Source organism: Cupriavidus sp. 22TCCZM01-5 (genome assembly GCF_057798915.1).
The window spans coordinates 188967-205012 of sequence record NZ_JBYOJR010000002.1 but is presented as its reverse complement, the minus strand read 5'-3'; the positions used below and the strand labels follow the sequence as shown (position 1 = coordinate 205012).

General features: G+C 63.6%; 15 protein-coding genes. 14 read left to right on the top strand and 1 reads right to left on the bottom strand.

From position 1 onward, the window contains the following. Positions 1 to 24: 24 nt before the first annotated feature. The 11 genes from lpdA (at position 25) to AC3FNH_RS03000 (ending at position 10932) form a co-directional block, all read left to right on the top strand. On the top strand, positions 25 to 1449 hold the full coding sequence (lpdA, locus tag AC3FNH_RS03050) for a dihydrolipoyl dehydrogenase (protein WP_276100136.1): 1425 nt from the start codon (positions 25 to 27) through the stop codon (positions 1447 to 1449). 150 nt (positions 1450 to 1599) lie between these two features. Then, entirely contained in the window at positions 1600 to 2697 is a 1098-nt protein-coding gene (gene zapE, locus AC3FNH_RS03045; protein ID WP_488719031.1) for a cell division protein ZapE, read from the top strand. A gap of 104 nt (positions 2698 to 2801) precedes the next feature. Then, positions 2802 to 5366, top strand: coding sequence for a heavy metal translocating P-type ATPase (locus tag AC3FNH_RS03040; RefSeq protein WP_488719030.1), 2565 nt, complete (start codon positions 2802 to 2804; stop codon positions 5364 to 5366). Positions 5367 to 5368: 2 nt separating this feature from the next. Beyond that, entirely contained in the window at positions 5369 to 5515 is a 147-nt protein-coding gene (gene ccoS, locus AC3FNH_RS03035; protein ID WP_011298204.1) for a cbb3-type cytochrome oxidase assembly protein CcoS, read from the top strand. Between the two features lie 138 nt (positions 5516 to 5653). Continuing rightward, on the top strand, positions 5654 to 7102 hold the full coding sequence (gene ccoN / locus AC3FNH_RS03030; protein ID WP_276100139.1) for a cytochrome-c oxidase, cbb3-type subunit I: 1449 nt from the start codon (positions 5654 to 5656) through the stop codon (positions 7100 to 7102). A gap of 18 nt (positions 7103 to 7120) precedes the next feature. Next, positions 7121 to 7783 carry a cytochrome-c oxidase, cbb3-type subunit II gene (gene ccoO, locus AC3FNH_RS03025; protein ID WP_276100140.1) on the top strand — a complete coding sequence of 221 codons (663 nt, stop codon included), beginning with the start codon at positions 7121 to 7123 and terminating at the stop codon, positions 7781 to 7783. Between the two features lie 3 nt (positions 7784 to 7786). After that, positions 7787 to 7951 carry a cbb3-type cytochrome oxidase subunit 3 gene (locus tag AC3FNH_RS03020; protein WP_211945182.1) on the top strand — a complete coding sequence of 55 codons (165 nt, stop codon included), beginning with the start codon at positions 7787 to 7789 and terminating at the stop codon, positions 7949 to 7951. Between the two features lie 2 nt (positions 7952 to 7953). Next, positions 7954 to 8868, top strand: a complete 915-nt coding sequence (ccoP, locus tag AC3FNH_RS03015; RefSeq protein WP_276100141.1) for a cytochrome-c oxidase, cbb3-type subunit III — start codon at positions 7954 to 7956, stop codon at positions 8866 to 8868. A gap of 49 nt (positions 8869 to 8917) precedes the next feature. Next, positions 8918 to 10390, top strand: coding sequence for a cytochrome c oxidase accessory protein CcoG (gene ccoG / locus AC3FNH_RS03010; RefSeq protein WP_488719029.1), 1473 nt, complete (start codon positions 8918 to 8920; stop codon positions 10388 to 10390). Positions 10391 to 10474: 84 nt separating this feature from the next. Further along, on the top strand, positions 10475 to 10690 hold the full coding sequence (locus AC3FNH_RS03005; RefSeq protein WP_276100143.1) for a FixH family protein: 216 nt from the start codon (positions 10475 to 10477) through the stop codon (positions 10688 to 10690). Next, a complete protein-coding gene (locus tag AC3FNH_RS03000; protein WP_276100144.1) occupies positions 10687 to 10932 on the top strand; it encodes a hypothetical protein in 246 nt (81 codons plus the stop codon). The genes AC3FNH_RS03005 and AC3FNH_RS03000 overlap by 4 nt, the downstream gene beginning before the upstream one ends. 48 nt (positions 10933 to 10980) lie before the next feature. Here the strand turns inward: AC3FNH_RS03000 and fnr are convergent, their stop codons facing one another. Continuing rightward, a complete protein-coding gene (gene fnr / locus AC3FNH_RS02995; RefSeq protein ID WP_276100145.1) occupies positions 10981 to 11706 on the bottom strand; it encodes a fumarate/nitrate reduction transcriptional regulator Fnr in 726 nt (241 codons plus the stop codon). 79 nt (positions 11707 to 11785) lie between these two features. Between fnr and AC3FNH_RS02990 the strand changes: the two genes are divergently transcribed. The 3 genes from AC3FNH_RS02990 to rluB all read left to right on the top strand — a co-directional run bounded on the left by AC3FNH_RS02990 (position 11786) and on the right by rluB (position 15779). Further along, positions 11786 to 12541, top strand: a complete 756-nt coding sequence (locus AC3FNH_RS02990; RefSeq protein WP_276100146.1) for a sulfite exporter TauE/SafE family protein — start codon at positions 11786 to 11788, stop codon at positions 12539 to 12541. Between the two features lie 548 nt (positions 12542 to 13089). Beyond that, a complete protein-coding gene (gene scpB, locus AC3FNH_RS02985) occupies positions 13090 to 13965 on the top strand; it encodes an SMC-Scp complex subunit ScpB (protein WP_488719088.1) in 876 nt (291 codons plus the stop codon). A 5-nt stretch (positions 13966 to 13970) separates the two neighbouring features. Next, the gene (gene rluB / locus AC3FNH_RS02980) at positions 13971 to 15779 is read left to right on the top strand and encodes a 23S rRNA pseudouridine(2605) synthase RluB (RefSeq protein ID WP_488719028.1); all 1809 of its coding nucleotides are present in this window, start codon (positions 13971 to 13973) and stop codon (positions 15777 to 15779) included. Positions 15780 to 16046: the final 267 nt, after the last annotated feature.

The following is a 16046-nucleotide window of genomic DNA, read 5'->3' as shown; positions in this document are numbered from 1 at the left end:
GGTGGCGCCCACAAAGGAATTTCCATGAGCAAACAATTCGACGTGCTGGTGATCGGTGCCGGCCCCGGCGGCTATATCGCCGCGATCCGAGCCGGTCAGCTTGGCCTGAACGTGGCCTGCTGCGAAGGCAACGCCTACGACGATCCCAAGAACGAACCGCGCCTGGGCGGCACCTGCCTGAACGTGGGTTGCATTCCCTCGAAGGCGCTGCTGGCTTCCTCGGAAGAATTCGAGAACGCCCAGCATCACCTGGCCGACCACGGCATCACCGTGGGCGACGTCAAGGTCGACGTGTCCAAGATGCTCAAGCGCAAGGACGACATCGTCGGCAAGATGACCAAGGGCATCGAGTTCCTGTTCCGCAAGAACAAGGTGACGCTGCTCAAGGGCTACGGCAAGTTCGTCGGCAAGACCGCCGAGGGCTTCCAGGTCGAGATCGCCGGTGAAGTCGTGACTGCCAAGCAGGTCATCATCGCCACCGGTTCCAAGGCTCGCCACCTGCCGGGCATCAAGGTCGACAACGACCTGGTCAGCGATAACGAGGGCGCGCTCAAGTTCCCCGCAGTGCCGAAGAAGCTGGGCGTGATCGGCGCCGGCGTGATCGGCCTGGAGCTGGGTTCGGTGTGGCGCCGCCTGGGTTCGGACGTGACCGTGCTGGAAGCGCTGCCCGCCTTCCTGGGCGCCGCCGACGAAGGCGTGGCCAAGGAAGCCCAGAAGCAACTGACCAAGCAGGGCCTGAAGTTCAGCCTCGGCGTGAACGTGAACGAAGTGACGACCGGCAAGAATGGCGTCACCGTCAAGTACACCGACAAGGATGGCGCCGCGCAGACGCTGGAAGTCGATCGCCTGATCGTGTCGGTCGGCCGCGTGCCCAACACCGACAACCTGGGCCTGGACGCTGTCGGCCTGGCGGTCGATCAGCGCGGTTTCATCGAAGTGGACGAGCACTGTGCCACCAAGGTGCCGGGGCTGTGGGCCATCGGCGACGTGGTGCGCGGCCCGATGCTGGCGCACAAGGCCGAGGACGAAGGCGTGGCCGTGGCCGAGCGCATCGTCGGCCAGAAGCCGCACATCGACTACAACTGCGTGCCGTGGGTAATCTACACCTTCCCGGAAATCGCATGGGTCGGCAAGACCGAAGCCCAGCTCAAGGCCGAAGGCCGCGAGTACAAGGCGGGCCAGTTCCCGTTCATTGCCAACGGCCGTGCACTGGGCATGGGCCACTCGGACGGCTTCGTCAAGATGCTGGCCGACGCCAAGACCGACGAGATCCTGGGCGTGCACATCGTTGCAGCCAACGCGTCGGACCTGATTGCCGAAGCCGTTGTGGCGATGGAATTCAAGGCCGCGAGCGAAGACATCGGCCGCGTCTGCCATCCGCACCCGTCGATGTCGGAAGTCATGCGCGAAGCCGCGCTGGCCGTCGACAAGCGACAGCTCAATATGTAAGGCAACTGCCCGCATTTGCCTGAGCACCGGCGCGCCGCAACAGCGGCGCGCCGTTTTCACTTGCGAACCATGCCGGATCGAGACGACCGGGCATGGCCGAGGAGGGTGCGGCCGCACTTTCCGCGCGCAGTCCAGAACGAAACAGCCAGCATGAACGTCAGCGAGTACTACGAAAAGGAACTGAAGGAACGCGGCTACCATTCCGACGAGGCGCAACTGCGCGCCGTGGCCCGCCTGCAGCAGTGCTATGACGAATGGGTGGCCTACAAGAGCCGCCGCAGCAGTGCCATCCGCAAGCTGCTGGTGCGCCCGGAAGTGCCCAAGGGCGTGTATATGTGGGGCGGGGTGGGGCGCGGGAAGTCCTTCCTGATGGACAGCTTCTATACCTGCGTCCCGGTGGTGCGAAAGACGCGCCTGCATTTCCACGAATTCATGCGCGAAGTGCATCGCCAACTGGAAGAGCTGCGCGGCCGGCCCGACCCGCTGGACGAACTGGCCAAGCGGATTGCGAGGCGCTACCGCCTGATCTGCTTCGATGAATTCCATGTCAATGACGTCGCCGATGCGATGATGCTGCACCGGCTGCTGCAACAGTTGTTCGAGAACGGCGTGCAGTTCGTCATGACGTCCAATTACCGGCCCGACCTGCTTTACCCGGACGGGTTGCACCGCGACCGTGTGCTGCCGGCCATCGCGTTGCTCCAGCAGAAGCTCGACGTGCTCAATGTCGATGCCGGGATCGACTATCGCAAGCGCGCTTTGGAACAGGTGGAGGCCTATCACACGCCGCTCGATGCCAAGGCGAATTCGGCGCTCCGCGATGCCTTTACCGCCATCGCTGGCGTGGCGGACGAGTCGCCGCTGCTGCATATCGAGCATCGCGAGTTGCGCGCGCTGCGCAAGGCCAATGGCGTGGTCTGGTTCGACTTTGCCACGCTGTGCGGCGGCCCGCGCTCGCAGAATGACTACCTGGAGCTGGCCTCCCAGTTCCATACGGTGATTTTGTCGGATGTTCCACGTATGACGCCGAGGATGTCTTCGGAAGCACGTCGTTTCACGTGGCTGGTCGATGTGTTCTACGACCACAAGGTCAAGCTGCTGATGTCGGCCGAAGTCCCGGCGGATGAGCTTTACGTCGAGGGCCAGATGGCCAATGAATTCCATCGAACGGTGTCGCGCATTATCGAGATGCAGTCACGGGAGTATCTGGAAGCCGAGCGCCGGACCATGGACACCTCGCTGACCTGAGCGTTGCGCGCCGGGTCTGGTCAGCCAGCCCGGCCGCTCTTGACTTAAATCAAGGCCGATATGGAGATCGGCATATACCCTCCAACGGGTAAAAAAAGATCTCCATGTCCGCCCCGAACGCCAGTCTTCTTGCCGACGCCCCGTCGTCCGCATTCCAGCAAGCCCCCGCCAGCCGCTCTGCGCCTGTGATGGCGCAGCATGCCGCGCAGCCGGCATGTTTCCATTGCGGCCAACCCGTGATTGCAGGCCAGGAAATGTCCGAGGACTTGGACGGCCAGCGGCGCGTGTTCTGCTGTGGCGGTTGTCAGTCGTTGGCACGCACGCTGCACTCCGCCGGCTTTGCCCATCTCTATGGCGACGAAGCGCGCTTTGCCCGGCCCATCGACGATGCCGCAAGGCGGGAATCGGAGCCCGTATGGGCCGCCTACGACACGCCGGAGTTGCGCAGCCAGTTCGTGCGGCCGCTCGATGGCGGTCGCGCCGAGATCACGCTGGCCCCTGAGAATATCCGCTGTGCGGCGTGTGCGTGGCTGATCGAGCAGCATCTGGGACGCCTGCCCGGTGTCGAATCCACGATTGCGAATGTGGCGACACGCCGCGTTGTCGTGCGCTGGCGCGAGGCGGATCAGGCAGTTTCCGGCTTGCTCGCCGCGCTTGCCGATATCGGTTACGTAGCCTGGCCATTCGAAGTTTCCCGCAGCGACCAGGCCGACCGCCGCGCCCGGCGAAGCTTGCTGATGCGCATGGCCGTGGCCATGCTCGGCATGATGCAGGTGATGATGTACGCATGGCCCATCTACTCCCATGAGGCCACCATCGACCCCGGCCAGCTTCAGTTGATGCGCTGGGCCAGCCTGGCGCTGACGCTGCCAGTCGTTTTCTATTCCGCTTCGCCAATTTTCTCCGGTGCCTGGCGTAGCCTGCGCCAGCGGCACATGGGCATGGATGTGCCCGTCGCGCTTGGTGTTGCTGCCGGGTTTGCCGCCAGTGCGGTGGCGACGGTACGGGGAGTGGGGGAGGTTTACTTCGATTCGGTGACGATGTTTGTCGCCTTCCTGCTGGCAGCCCGCTATCTCGAGTTGCGTGTGCGGCAGGCGTCGCGCAGCGGCGCAGAAATGCTGGCGCGACAGTTGCCGGCCACGTGTGAGCGGCTTGGCGCGGACGGCTCGGCCGCGGAGCGCGTACCGGTTGCGCGCTTGCGGCAGGGCGACCGTATCCGTGTCAGGGCAGGCGAGATTATCCCGGCCGATGGCACCATCGTTTCGGGTGCCAGTGAACTTGACGAATCCATGCTGACCGGCGAGAGCCGGCCCGTGCACCGCACCGTGGGCGACGCTGCGCTGGCCGGCTGCTACAACACGGCCAGCCCGCTGGAAATCTCGGTTGACCGCGTCGGCGCGGGCACTCGCCTGGCCGAAATCGTGGCCGTGCTGGACCGCGCACTGGCGGAAAAGCCGCGGCTTGCGGCCCTGGCCGATCGTGTTGCCGGCTGGTTCGTCGCGACGCTGCTGGCGCTGGCGGCATTGACCGGCATCGTATGGGCGCTCTGGATCGATCCTTCGCGAGCCTTGCTGGTCACTGTCGCGGTGCTTGTCGTCAGCTGTCCGTGCGCGCTTTCGCTGGCCACGCCGGCGGCGTTGGCAGCGGCTGGCGCGGCGTTGTCCCGGCGCGGCCTGCTGCTAACCCGGTCGCACGCGTTGGAGACGCTCGCGCGCGTGACAGATGTCGTACTGGACAAGACCGGCACCCTCACCGAGGGGTGTTTTGTCCTGACAGGGCAGCAAATGCTCGGGGTGGCGCCTGCCGACTATTGCCTGGCACTGGCGGCGGCCCTGGAAGCGGACAGCGAGCATCCGATTGGACGGGCCTTTGTCGGCGCGGCTGCAGAGGCAGGCATCGATGGCGGTCTGCTGTCCGTGGCCGCCGTGGCCAATGTGCCGGGACAGGGCGTTCAGGCGGAAATTGACGGCAAGCGTTACCGCCTGGGGCGTGCCGCCTTTGTGGCTGAGATCGGCAGGTCTAACGTCACGGCGGCGATGCGGGAAGCGGACGCCGCACGGATTCCTGGCGCGACGCAAGTATGGCTTGGCGCGGAAGACGGCATGCTGGCCGTGTTCGATCTGTCCGACCGGGCACGAGAATCGACTCCGCAACTGCTTGAAGCGCTGCGCCGATATGGCGCGCGTTGCCATCTGGTCAGCGGCGACAGCGTCGCGACGGTGCAGTGGTGGGCTTCCCACTTCGGCATGGAGTGCGCCCGCGGCGCGGTATCCCCCGAAGGCAAGCGCGAGTATGTCGCGCGGCTCCAGCGCGAGGGCGCCGTGGTGCTGGCTGTGGGCGACGGCATTAACGACGCGCCCGTGCTGGCACAAGCGCAAGTGTCCATCGCCATCGGCAGTGGCGCGCCGCTCGCGCAGGCAGGGGCTGACGCCGTCCTGACGCACGGAAATGTGGCCGAAATCGCCCGGGCGATCGAGCTGGCACGGCAGACCCGCCGCGTGGTGCGGCAGAACCTTGGCTGGGCCTTCTTCTACAACGTGCTTGCCATCCCGCTGGCGGCCTCGGGTTTTGTCACGGCATGGATGGCCGGAATTGGCATGTCGGTATCGTCGCTGCTGGTGGTGGCCAATGCCTGGCGCCTGCTGCGCGCGGACAGAAAAGGAGTCTAGGAATGGAAACACTGTACCTGCTGGTGCCCATGAGCCTGGTTCTTGTCGTTGTCATCGCCGGTGCCCTCTGGTGGGCCCTGCACGCCGGCCAGTACGACGATCTCGACAGGCCCGGGGAAGCCATTCTGCTGGACAACGACAAGCCCTGAAAGGGCGCCGCCGACTTGCCGTGCCGAGATAGGTTCAAGGGGGCACCTGTGCAACTTGATAAAGATCAACGCGGCAAGAGCGCTGGTTACATACAGTCACAACGTCAATCGGTTTATCTTTCTTATGTGGGGGTCTGAATGGATGTCTCAGCCGCGTCTTCACGCGTCGACACCTTCAATTACGGCGTCGTAAGGCAGTTCGCTGTCATGACGGTAGTCTGGGGGATCGTCGGCATGGCCGTCGGTGTGCTACTGGCAGCACAGCTGATCTGGCCGGATCTCAACTTCAATACGCCATGGCTGTCATTCGGCCGGCTGCGGCCGCTGCATACCAATGCGGTGATCTTTGCCTTCGGCGGCAGCGCGCTGTTTGCGACCTCGTACTATGTGGTGCAGCGTACCTGCCAGGCCCGCCTGTTCTGCGGTCCGCTTGCGGCCTTCACGTTCTGGGGCTGGCAGTTGGTGATCGTCGCGGCTGCCATCACGCTGCCGCTTGGCATCACCAGCTCGAAGGAATACGCCGAACTGGAATGGCCGATCGACTTGCTGATCACCGCCGTATGGGTGGCCTATGCCATCGTCTTCTTCGGCACCATCGTCAAGCGCAAGACCCGGCATATCTACGTCGCCAACTGGTTCTTCGGCGCGTACATCCTGACCATCGCCATCCTGCATATCGTCAACAACATCGAGATGCCGGTGTCGATGTGGAAGTCCTATTCCGCCTACGCTGGCGTGCAGGATGCCATGATTCAGTGGTGGTACGGCCATAACGCCGTCGGCTTCTTCCTGACCACCAGCTTCCTGGGCATGATGTACTACTTCATCCCGAAGCAGGCGGAACGGCCCATCTACTCGTATCGCCTGTCCATCGTCCACTTCTGGGCGCTGAACTTCACCTACATGTGGGCCGGCCCGCACCACCTGCAGTACACCGCACTGCCTGACTGGGCGCAATCGCTGGGCATGGTGTTCTCGCTGATCCTGCTGGCGCCGTCCTGGGGTGGCATGATCAACGGCATCATGACGCTGTCGGGTGCCTGGCACAAGCTGCGCACCGATCCAATCCTGAAGTTCCTGGTCGTGGCGCTGTCGTTCTACGGCATGGCGACGTTTGAAGGCTCGATGATGTCGATCAAGACCGTCAACGCGCTCTCGCACTACACGGACTGGACCATCGGACACGTGCACTCGGGCGCGCTGGGCTGGGTGGCGATGATTTCCATCGGCTCGCTCTATTACCTGATTCCGCGCCTGTTCGGCGAGAAACAGATGTACAGCGTGCGACTGATCGAGTGGCACTTCTGGATCGCCACCATCGGCGTGGTGCTCTATATCGCCTCGATGTGGATCGCCGGTGTGATGGAAGGCCTGATGTGGCGCGCCACGCAGCCGGACGGCACGCTGACCTACGCATTCGTTGAGGCGGTCAAGGCGAAGTATCCGTTCTACCTGATCCGTCTGCTTGGCGGAATCTGCTTCCTGTCCGGCATGCTGCTGATGGCCTACAACGTCGCGAAAACCATCATCGGCAAGCGCGCGGTGGATGCGCCGATTCCGGCCAGCATTCCTGCCTCTGCCCACTGATCCATCAGGATAGAAACGATGTCCGAAAAACAAAGCTTCTTTTCCCACGAAACGCTGGAGAAGAACATCGGCTGGCTGATCATCTGCACGATCCTGGTGGTCAGCATTGCCGGCCTCGTGCAGATTGTGCCGCTGTTCTTCCAGCATTCCACGACCAAGCCCGATGTGGGCATCACGCCGTATTCGCCGCTTCGGCTGATGGGCCGCGATATCTACATCCGTGAAGGCTGTGTCGGCTGCCATTCGCAGCAGGTTCGCACGCTGCAGGCCGAGACGGAGCGCTATGGCCATTTCTCTACGGCGGGCGAGTCGGTCTACGACCATCCGTTCCTGTGGGGGTCCAAGCGTACCGGGCCCGACCTCGCGCGCGTCGGCGGACGCTACTCCGATGACTGGCAACGCATTCACCTGCGCAATCCGCGCGATGTCGTGCCGGAGTCGGTGATGCCGTCCTATCCATGGCTTGAAAAGGCGCAACTGCCGACCAACGACATCCAGGCCCGCATGCGCGCGCTGGTGCGACTGGGGGTGCCGTACACCGAGGCGGAAATCGCCAAGGCGCCCGAAGAACTGAAGAACAAGAGCGAAGAGGATGCGCTGGTCGCCTATTTGCAGGGACTCGGCACCAACCGTCGCAATGTGCGTGTGGACGCGGCCGCAGCCGCGCCCGCGAAGGAGTAAGTCATGGCAATGCTGACTGCTTTTGCCACGGTCGTGTCGATGGTCGTATTCCTGGGCATCTGCTGGTGGGCCTGGTCGAATGGCCGGCAAGCCGCCAACCAGGAGTCCGCCATGCTGCCGTTCGCACTGCCTGACGAGACCCACACAACATCGAGCCGGAATACCTAGTCATGAGCGATTTCTTTTCCGATTTCTGGAGCTACTACATCGCCGCCATCGCGCTCGTCGGCATCGTCTGGTGCGTGTGGCTGCTTTTTTCCCAACGCAAGGTCACGAAGGTTGTCAACCCCAGCGATGACACCGGCCATGTCTGGGACGGCGATCTGCGCGAGCTGAACAATCCGCTGCCACGCTGGTGGATGTGGATGTTCCTGCTGGCTTGCATCTTTGGCCTGGCCTACCTGGTCCTCTATCCGGGACTGGGCTCCTATGCCGGTGTGCTGAAGTTCTCCACGCAAGGGGAACTGGCCGCGCATCAGCAGGCGCAGGAGAAGCTGCAGCACGATGTCTACGCCAAGTACCTGAACATGGACATCAAACAGGTCGCGGCAGACCCGCAGGCGCGCGAGATCGGCCAGCGCCTGTTCCTGAACTACTGCGCGCAATGCCACGGCTCGGACGCGCGCGGCAGCCGCGGCTTTCCCAACCTGACGGACCATGACTGGCTCTATGGCGGAGAACCCGAGACGATCCAGCAGACCATCACCAAGGGCCGCAATGGTGTGATGCCGCCGTTTGCCTCGACTGTTGATGGCAAGCTTGCAGCGGATGTGGCGCAGTATGTGAGGTCGTTGTCTGGCCTGTCGTTTGACCCGATCCGTGCATCGCGCGGCGAGAGCACGTTCAAGTCCACGTGCGCGGCATGCCATGGCGCAACCGGCAAGGGCAACCAGGCACTCGGCGCGCCGAACCTGTCCGACAATGTTTGGCTGTACGGCAGTTCGGAAGGCAGCATTGTCGAAGCCATCCTGAAGGGCCACAACAACCGCATGCCGGCGCACGAGGAGATCCTGACTCCCGAGCGCATCCGCATGCTGACGGCCTACGTCTGGGGCCTTTCCAATACCGGAGGCTCAGGACAATGACCACCGACTCAGGTCCGGGATGCGCGATCGCGGCTGAAGGAGCGCATCCATGAATGCACCCGGGACAGAACCACTGGCCCGCGCGGCCGGCCCGCAAGGGCCGGCGTCGTCGCCTGTCGAAACCTCCGACGAAACGCTCTACGAGGTTCGACGCAAGATATACCCGCGCTCGGTGACGGGCGCGTTCTCCAACTGGCGGGTCTGGATGGTACTCCTGACCCAGCTTATCTACTACGGCACGCCCTGGCTGCAATGGAATGGCAGACAGGCCGTGCTGTTCGACCTTGGCGCGCGCAAGTTCTATATCTTCGGACTGGTGCTCTGGCCACAGGATGTCATCTATCTTGCCGTCCTGCTGGTGATTTCCGCGCTGGCGCTGTTCCTGTTCACGGCGATTGCCGGCCGGCTTTTCTGCGGCTACGCGTGTCCACAGACGGTCTACACCGAAATATTCATGTGGATCGAGCGACATGTCGAAGGCGACCGCTTCGCGCGGATCCGCCTGGACGGTGATCCCTGGAGCGCGCGCAAGTTCCGCCTGAAGGCTACCAAGCACTCCCTGTGGATACTGGTCGCGCTGTGGACGGGCTTCACGTTCATTGGCTACTTTGCGCCGATCCGTGAGCTTGGCGGCCAGGTGCTGAGCTTCTCGCTGGGTCCGTGGCAGGCGTTCTGGATGCTTTTTTACGCCTTCGCCACGTGGGGGAATGCAGGCTTCATGCGCGAGCAGGTCTGCAAGTACATGTGTCCGTATGCGCGGTTCCAGAGCGTGATGGTCGACCGCGACACCTATGTGGTCACCTACGACGTCGGGCGCGGCGAGCCGCGCGGCAGCCGGTCGCGCAAGGTGGATCATCACCAGGCCGGGCTAGGTGACTGCGTCAACTGCAGCATCTGCGTGCAGGTGTGCCCGACCGGCATCGATATCCGTGACGGGTTGCAATACGAGTGCATCGGTTGCGGTGCCTGCATCGATGCATGCAACCAGGTCATGGACAAGATGGACTACCCGCGCGGGCTGATCCGCTATACGTCCGAGAATGCCATGCGCAAGGCGCTGTCGGCCGCTGCGGCGCGCAAGCGGCTGGTGCGGCCGCGGACCATCATCTACTCGATTATCTGGCTGGTGATGGTTGCAGGTTTCGTGGCTTCGCTTGCGCTGCGCACGCCATTGAAAGTGGACATCATCCGCGACCGCGGGGCGCTTGGGCGTGAGGTGGACGGGCGCTGGATCGAAAACGTCTATCGACTGCAACTCATCAATACCACCGAGGCGCCCATGCGCATCAGCGTGAAGGCCGAGAGCGACGAACTGAAGAACATGACCGTCGAGTACGATCCGGACGCGCAGGCTCTGGCGCCGACATCGAACAGGCTGGTGCCGATCCGGATTCGCGTGCCGATCGACGATGCCGCGCAAGGTACGCACAAGATCAGCGTGACAGTGACCAGCGAAGGTGCGGGGCAAGGTAGTGCGCAAATCAGGCAATCTACCAGTTTCATCGTGCCACGCAATTTGTGATGCTAAGGGCGGCACGGCGCGTCGGCGCTGTGCCGTACCAAACCGCGAGCGCCTCGATGAGGCGTTGACGAAGGGGGCAAGACGATGCAAGAAAGCAATCCGTGGTGGAAAGAGCCGTGGCCGTGGCTGCTGATGAGTGGCCCGTTGCTGGCCATGGTGGCTTGCGGCGTGACTATCTGGCTGGCTTCCACTCATCCTGACCGGCCAGTGGTCGATGGTGTGGCCCGGCATGGCCTGGTTGTCGAGAAGGTGGCAGGTGCCTCGGGCAGTGCCAAGGCACCGCAAGCGAGGCAGCCATGAGGCTGCGCTGGCTGATGTGGGTACTGTGGCCGGCGTTCCTGATGGCCGGGGTTGCCACGGCAACTGTGTTTTCCGTGGTGGACCCTGGTGACCTGAATTTCTTCGGTCAGCCGATCGAGGCCTCGCGCGAGGCGGTCTATACGATCGGTTTCCTGCTGGCCTGGATATTCTGCGCATTGTCCAGCGGACTGACGCTGTACACCATGCCGACAAAGCTCAGCGAAACGGACGAGCTGGAGTAAGAAGCGGCAGGAATTGACCGCCTTGCCACGCGAGGCGGTCAGATGGCCTCAGCAGGAGCGGCTGTAGACTTGCTTGATGCCCGCCATGTCGACTAGCTTGACGTGACGTTGACGGATCTGGATCAAGCCGGCCTCGGCAAATCGTGAGAACAGACGGCTGACCGTTTCGAGCTTCAGACCCAGGTAGCTGCCGATTTCTTCCCGGCTCATGCGCATGACGAACTCGGTCGACGAATACCCGCGGGCGGACAAGCGCTCGGACAGGTTGATGAGGAACGCGGCAAGCCGCTCCTCGGCGCGCATGGAGCCAAGCGTGACGAGCATGAGCTGGTCATGCGAGATTTCCTTGCCCATCAGGCGCAGGAACTGCTGCTGCAACGATGGCAGGTCGATGGACAGCGACTGGAGATCGGCCAGGCGAACGACGCATACCTCCGTGTCTTCGAGCGCGGTGGCATCCGAGGCGTGCTGCATCTCTCCCAGGCCGTCGAGGCCGACCACTTCGCCTGGCAAGTGGAAACCGGTGATTTGCGAGCGGCCGTCTTCCGTGGTGACATGCGTCTTCAGGGTGCCGAAGCGAATGGCATAGACCGCAGTCAGCGGATCGCCCATGCGGTAAAGGGTTTCGCCCTTGTGGACACGGACACGTTCCTGCACCAGGGTGTCCATCTTCTGCAGGTCCTGCTGGCTCATGCCCACCGGCAGGCACAATTGCCCCATGCCGCAAGTGGAGCAACGGGGCGACATCTCGGTGACGGGGATGGATGTTAGCAATTGGAACCTGCAGTATTGGAGCGGCGAGGGCGCAATACGTGCATTTTAACGCGCGATGTGATGCGGTAGGGAGTTGCAGTTGACTTTTGGTGTGCTACTCAGTGTTTTCATGCTCGCCTTGCTAGGGGGCTTCCACTGCGCTGCCATGTGTGGTGGCGTAGCGCTGGCTGTCGAGCAACGCGCCGCCGGCGTACCCGTTGCCGTTGTGCGGCGCCCACAGGACTGGCTCGTGGAGCTCCTTGTCATGCATGTCGGGCGTATTTCCACCTACATGCTGCTTGGTGCGCTGCTGGGCGCCTTGGGGGCGACGGCCTGGCGTCAGGACTATCTGCCCGTTCAGCGCTGGCTGTTCGGAGTCGGCAGCGCCTTGCTGCTACTGTCTGGCTGGCGCTTGATACGCGGCGAGGCCTTTACCATCGTGTGGCTGGAGCGCCTCGCGGCGCGTGCGGTTAGCGCCAGTGCCGCCGGCATGGCTCGATTGGGCAGAAAGACGACGGAAGCCAAGGCTCGGCGGGGCGGCCTGGCACGCCGCTATGGGATGGGATTGGCTTGGGGTTTGGTGCCCTGCGGCATGGTTTATGGGGCCCTGGCCCTTGCATTGCTGGCCGGAAATGCGCCCTCGGGGGCGCTGGTGATGGGCGCCTTTGGCCTCGGTACGTTGCCTAATCTGCTGGCGCTGTCGAGCTTTTCGGGGCTTTTGCGCGCCTGGTCGCGCCGGAGCTGGGTAAGGGTCGGGGCCGGCTTGGCCGTCATGGCATTCGGTGCATTGGGAATCGGCCGAGCGGTGTTGTTGCCACATTCCCTGGCAGAGCATGGGTTCTGCCTGGTGTTCTGAAACCACTCCATACGCTCTGGCGCCGCGCGGTGGTTGCAGGTGTGGGCTGGAATGCCATACAATCATCTCCATTGCGGTATCGCGCGGCGTGGTTCCGAGCGGCGCCCGGCAGCCCTTCCAAAAAGGGGGCGCGCCCAGGGTTTCGGGCAAAGCGCCGACAATTCGGCACCGAACCTTTCCGCAGTCCATCCGGTTCACAATATCTGTTCAAAAGTCCGGCTGGCTTTGCGGCCGTGGTGCAGTCATTGCTGGCCTTGCTTCCGATATCCGTTTTTCTTGCGGCCGAGGCGGACTTTAGCCGGAGGCCATGTCTGCCCATATGGGCGCGTGCAAGAGGTTCGTGCACTGGTACTTGCCGGTGACCGGGCAATCTCCTGCCGGAACACACCCGGCAAATCGATGCAACAGAAGATGCACGGCCTCGAGGCGAAGAGCTTTCGGGTTTGCTGCGCGACGAGATGGCGGTGGCAATCGCACCGCTGAATCCACAATGTCCAGGGCTCCGGGTTCGTCCGGGAGCAGGTGCAAAGACAGGCTGCACACCCAACATGAATACCCAAGAGGCGAAAATCGTCCTCGAGACTGCGCTGATCTGTGCGCAGGAGCCCCTGCGCGTGAGCGACCTGCGTCGGCTGTTTGCCGATGATGTCGGCGCTGACACGATTCGGGCCCTGCTTGATGAATTGCGCCAGGACTGGCGCCAGCGTGGGGTCGAGTTGGTGGCGTTGGCCAGCGGCTGGCGTTTCCAGAGCCGACCGGAGATGCGGGAATACCTGGATCGCCTTAATCCCGAGAAGCCGCCCAAGTATTCCCGAGCGGTCATGGAGACGCTGGCGATCATTGCGTACCGGCAGCCGGTGACGCGCGGCGACATCGAGGAGATTCGCGGCGTGACGGTCAGCACGGAGGTGGTCAAGAAGCTGGAAGACCGCGGCTGGATCGAGGTCATCGGTCACCGCGATGTGCCAGGCCGGCCAGCGCTCTATGCGACCACCAAGGCATTCCTCGATGACCTTGGGCTGCGTACGCTGGATGAGCTGCCGCCGCTCGAGGACGCCCAGGCGCAGGCGCAGGCGGCGCTGCTGGACCAGCAGGCGATTGATTTTGAAGAGATGGCAACGGCGCGGCCGGCGGCCGGCGACGAAGAGGCCTTCCCTGAGCCAGAGGTGGCTTCGCCGGCCGGCGCAGCCGTTGATGTAGCTGAATCCGCTTTGGTGGCTGGCGACGAGCCGGCAGACGAAGCTGGGGTTGTCGAGCAGGCCTGCGCCGATGCCATGCAAGTGGCGGATCTCGCGTCGGCCGTGACCGAGGCAAATGGCTTCCATGTCGAGAGCGCGCCGGACAAGCAGGACGGCGGTAATTCTTCCGGCGACGACGCTGCGCCGCCGCACGCGAGCGAGCACGACGAGCGCGTGCCCAACTGAACAATATGCAATATCCGATAGTGAATACTTTGTCTGATTCCGTTGAACATGACACCCGGGCAACCGGGACGCCGGCTGCCGATGGCGCAGCAGACTCCGGGTCAGGCACCGATACGGCGCCGCGCAGGAAGGGCCTGAGGCGCGGCTTGCGCAACCTGGTGGCTTCGCGCCGGCAGGCGGGCCAGGATCGAGACGCCAATCGTACCGAGGGTGCCGAGTCTGGCGCTCCGGGCGGGGCGGGCGAGAGCAAGGCGGCTGGCGAGCCAGGTGGGCGTGCCGCCCCGCGCGGTCGCGGCAAGCGCAAGCCGGTCAAGGCAGAGGGCGCGGCTGAGCGAGAAAGCGGCCAAGCGGGACCGGATCGCGGCGAGAAGGCGGAGCCGGCGGGCCGCAGGCGCAAGCCGCAGGGGCAGCGTACCGCCAGGGCTGTGCCGGAAGGCGACGTCCAGTCCGCAGGTCGACAGCATGGCCAGCGCAAGGGCGGCCAGCCTCAACGGAAGGGACATGCCGGCGCCGACAAAACCAGTGCGACCAGCGAAGACCTGTTCCGGTTTGTGATCTCGGACCAGTACGACCAGGAAGACACTGTCATCCCGCGCACCAAGGCAAAGCCGGTGCGTGAGTTGTCCGCGGACGACGATGCGCCGAAGTTGCACAAGGTCCTGGCCGAAGGCGGCCTGGGCTCGCGCCGGGAAATGGAAGAGCTGATCCTGCAGGGGCGTGTTTCCGTCAATGGATTGCCCGCGCACATCGGCCAGCGGATCCTGCCAGCCGACCAGGTCCGTGTGAATGGCAAGCTGATCCATCGCAAGGTTTCTTCCAAGCCGCCGCGCGTGCTGCTGTATCACAAGCCAGCCGGCGAGATCGTCAGCCAGTCAGACCCCGAAGGCCGTCCGACCGTGTTCGACAGCCTGCCGCGCATGAAGACCGGCAAATGGGTCGCGGTGGGTCGTCTGGATTTCAATACGGAAGGTCTGCTGATTTTTACGACTTCGGGGGATATTGCCAACCGCTTCATGCATCCGCGCTATGGCGTGGAGCGCGAGTATGCGGTGCGTACGCTGGGCGAACTGGCTGAGGCTGACCGCCAGCGCCTGCTGCATGGCATCAAACTCGATGACGGCGAAGCCAACTTCCTGCGCATTGCGGATGGCGGTGGCGAAGGTGTCAACCAGTGGTATCACGTAGCGCTGACCGAGGGTCGTAACCGCGAGGTGCGCCGCATGTTCGAGGCGGTCGGCCTGACTGTGTCGCGCCTGATCCGCACGCGCTACGGGCAGTTTCTGCTGCCGCGCGGGTTGAAGCGCGGCCGTTGGCAGGAGCTGGAGGCAACGGAAGTCAAGGCGATGATGACTGCCATCGGCCTGAAGCTACCCACTAAGGGCGAGCAGGGTGGCAAGGGCGCGACAAAGGTCGGGGGGCGCAAGCAGCGCACCGAGGCGGCGATCGCGGGCATGCCGATGCATACGGGCATGGACGGTCTGCCGCGTGTCGACAAGGGTGGCGCGGGCCGCGGCCAGCCCGATCCGATGCGGACTTCGATGGGCTACATCAGCCATGGTCCCACTGTGCTGACATCGCATGCAGCCAATCTGGGTGGCGCGCGCGGGCAGGGTGGTGGACGCGCCGGCGCCGGGCGCGGCGGCGCCGGGTTGGGCGGCCAAGGCCGGCCGCAGCGCCGGGGCGGCGATGTCAATGGCAATGTGATGCCAAAGGCGGCCAAGGGCGGCGGTGGTGGCAATCGCTCGGGGCGCGGCAAGGGCGGTGGCACCGGTGGCGGTGGCAACCGCGGTGGCAATAGGGGCGGAAACCGCTAAGAGTCATCCCCGGCCGCCAGAGGCTGCCGGGGCTGGATTGCGCGCCGATACATGCCCTTTTGCCTTTTGGACATAATCTGCGTATAATCCAAGTCTATTCAAAAAGTCATCCTCCTGGAGGATGGGCGAATGATGGGCATTGTGCCCATTTTTTTTTGGTTCGCTCGTTTGACGCATACGCGCCGGAGGCTGACTGGCAGGTGGCTGCTGTGCCCATGTCGTCCCAGGCGGGGCAGGCAAGCCAGCCTGCCCTGGTGTTGATGGCCA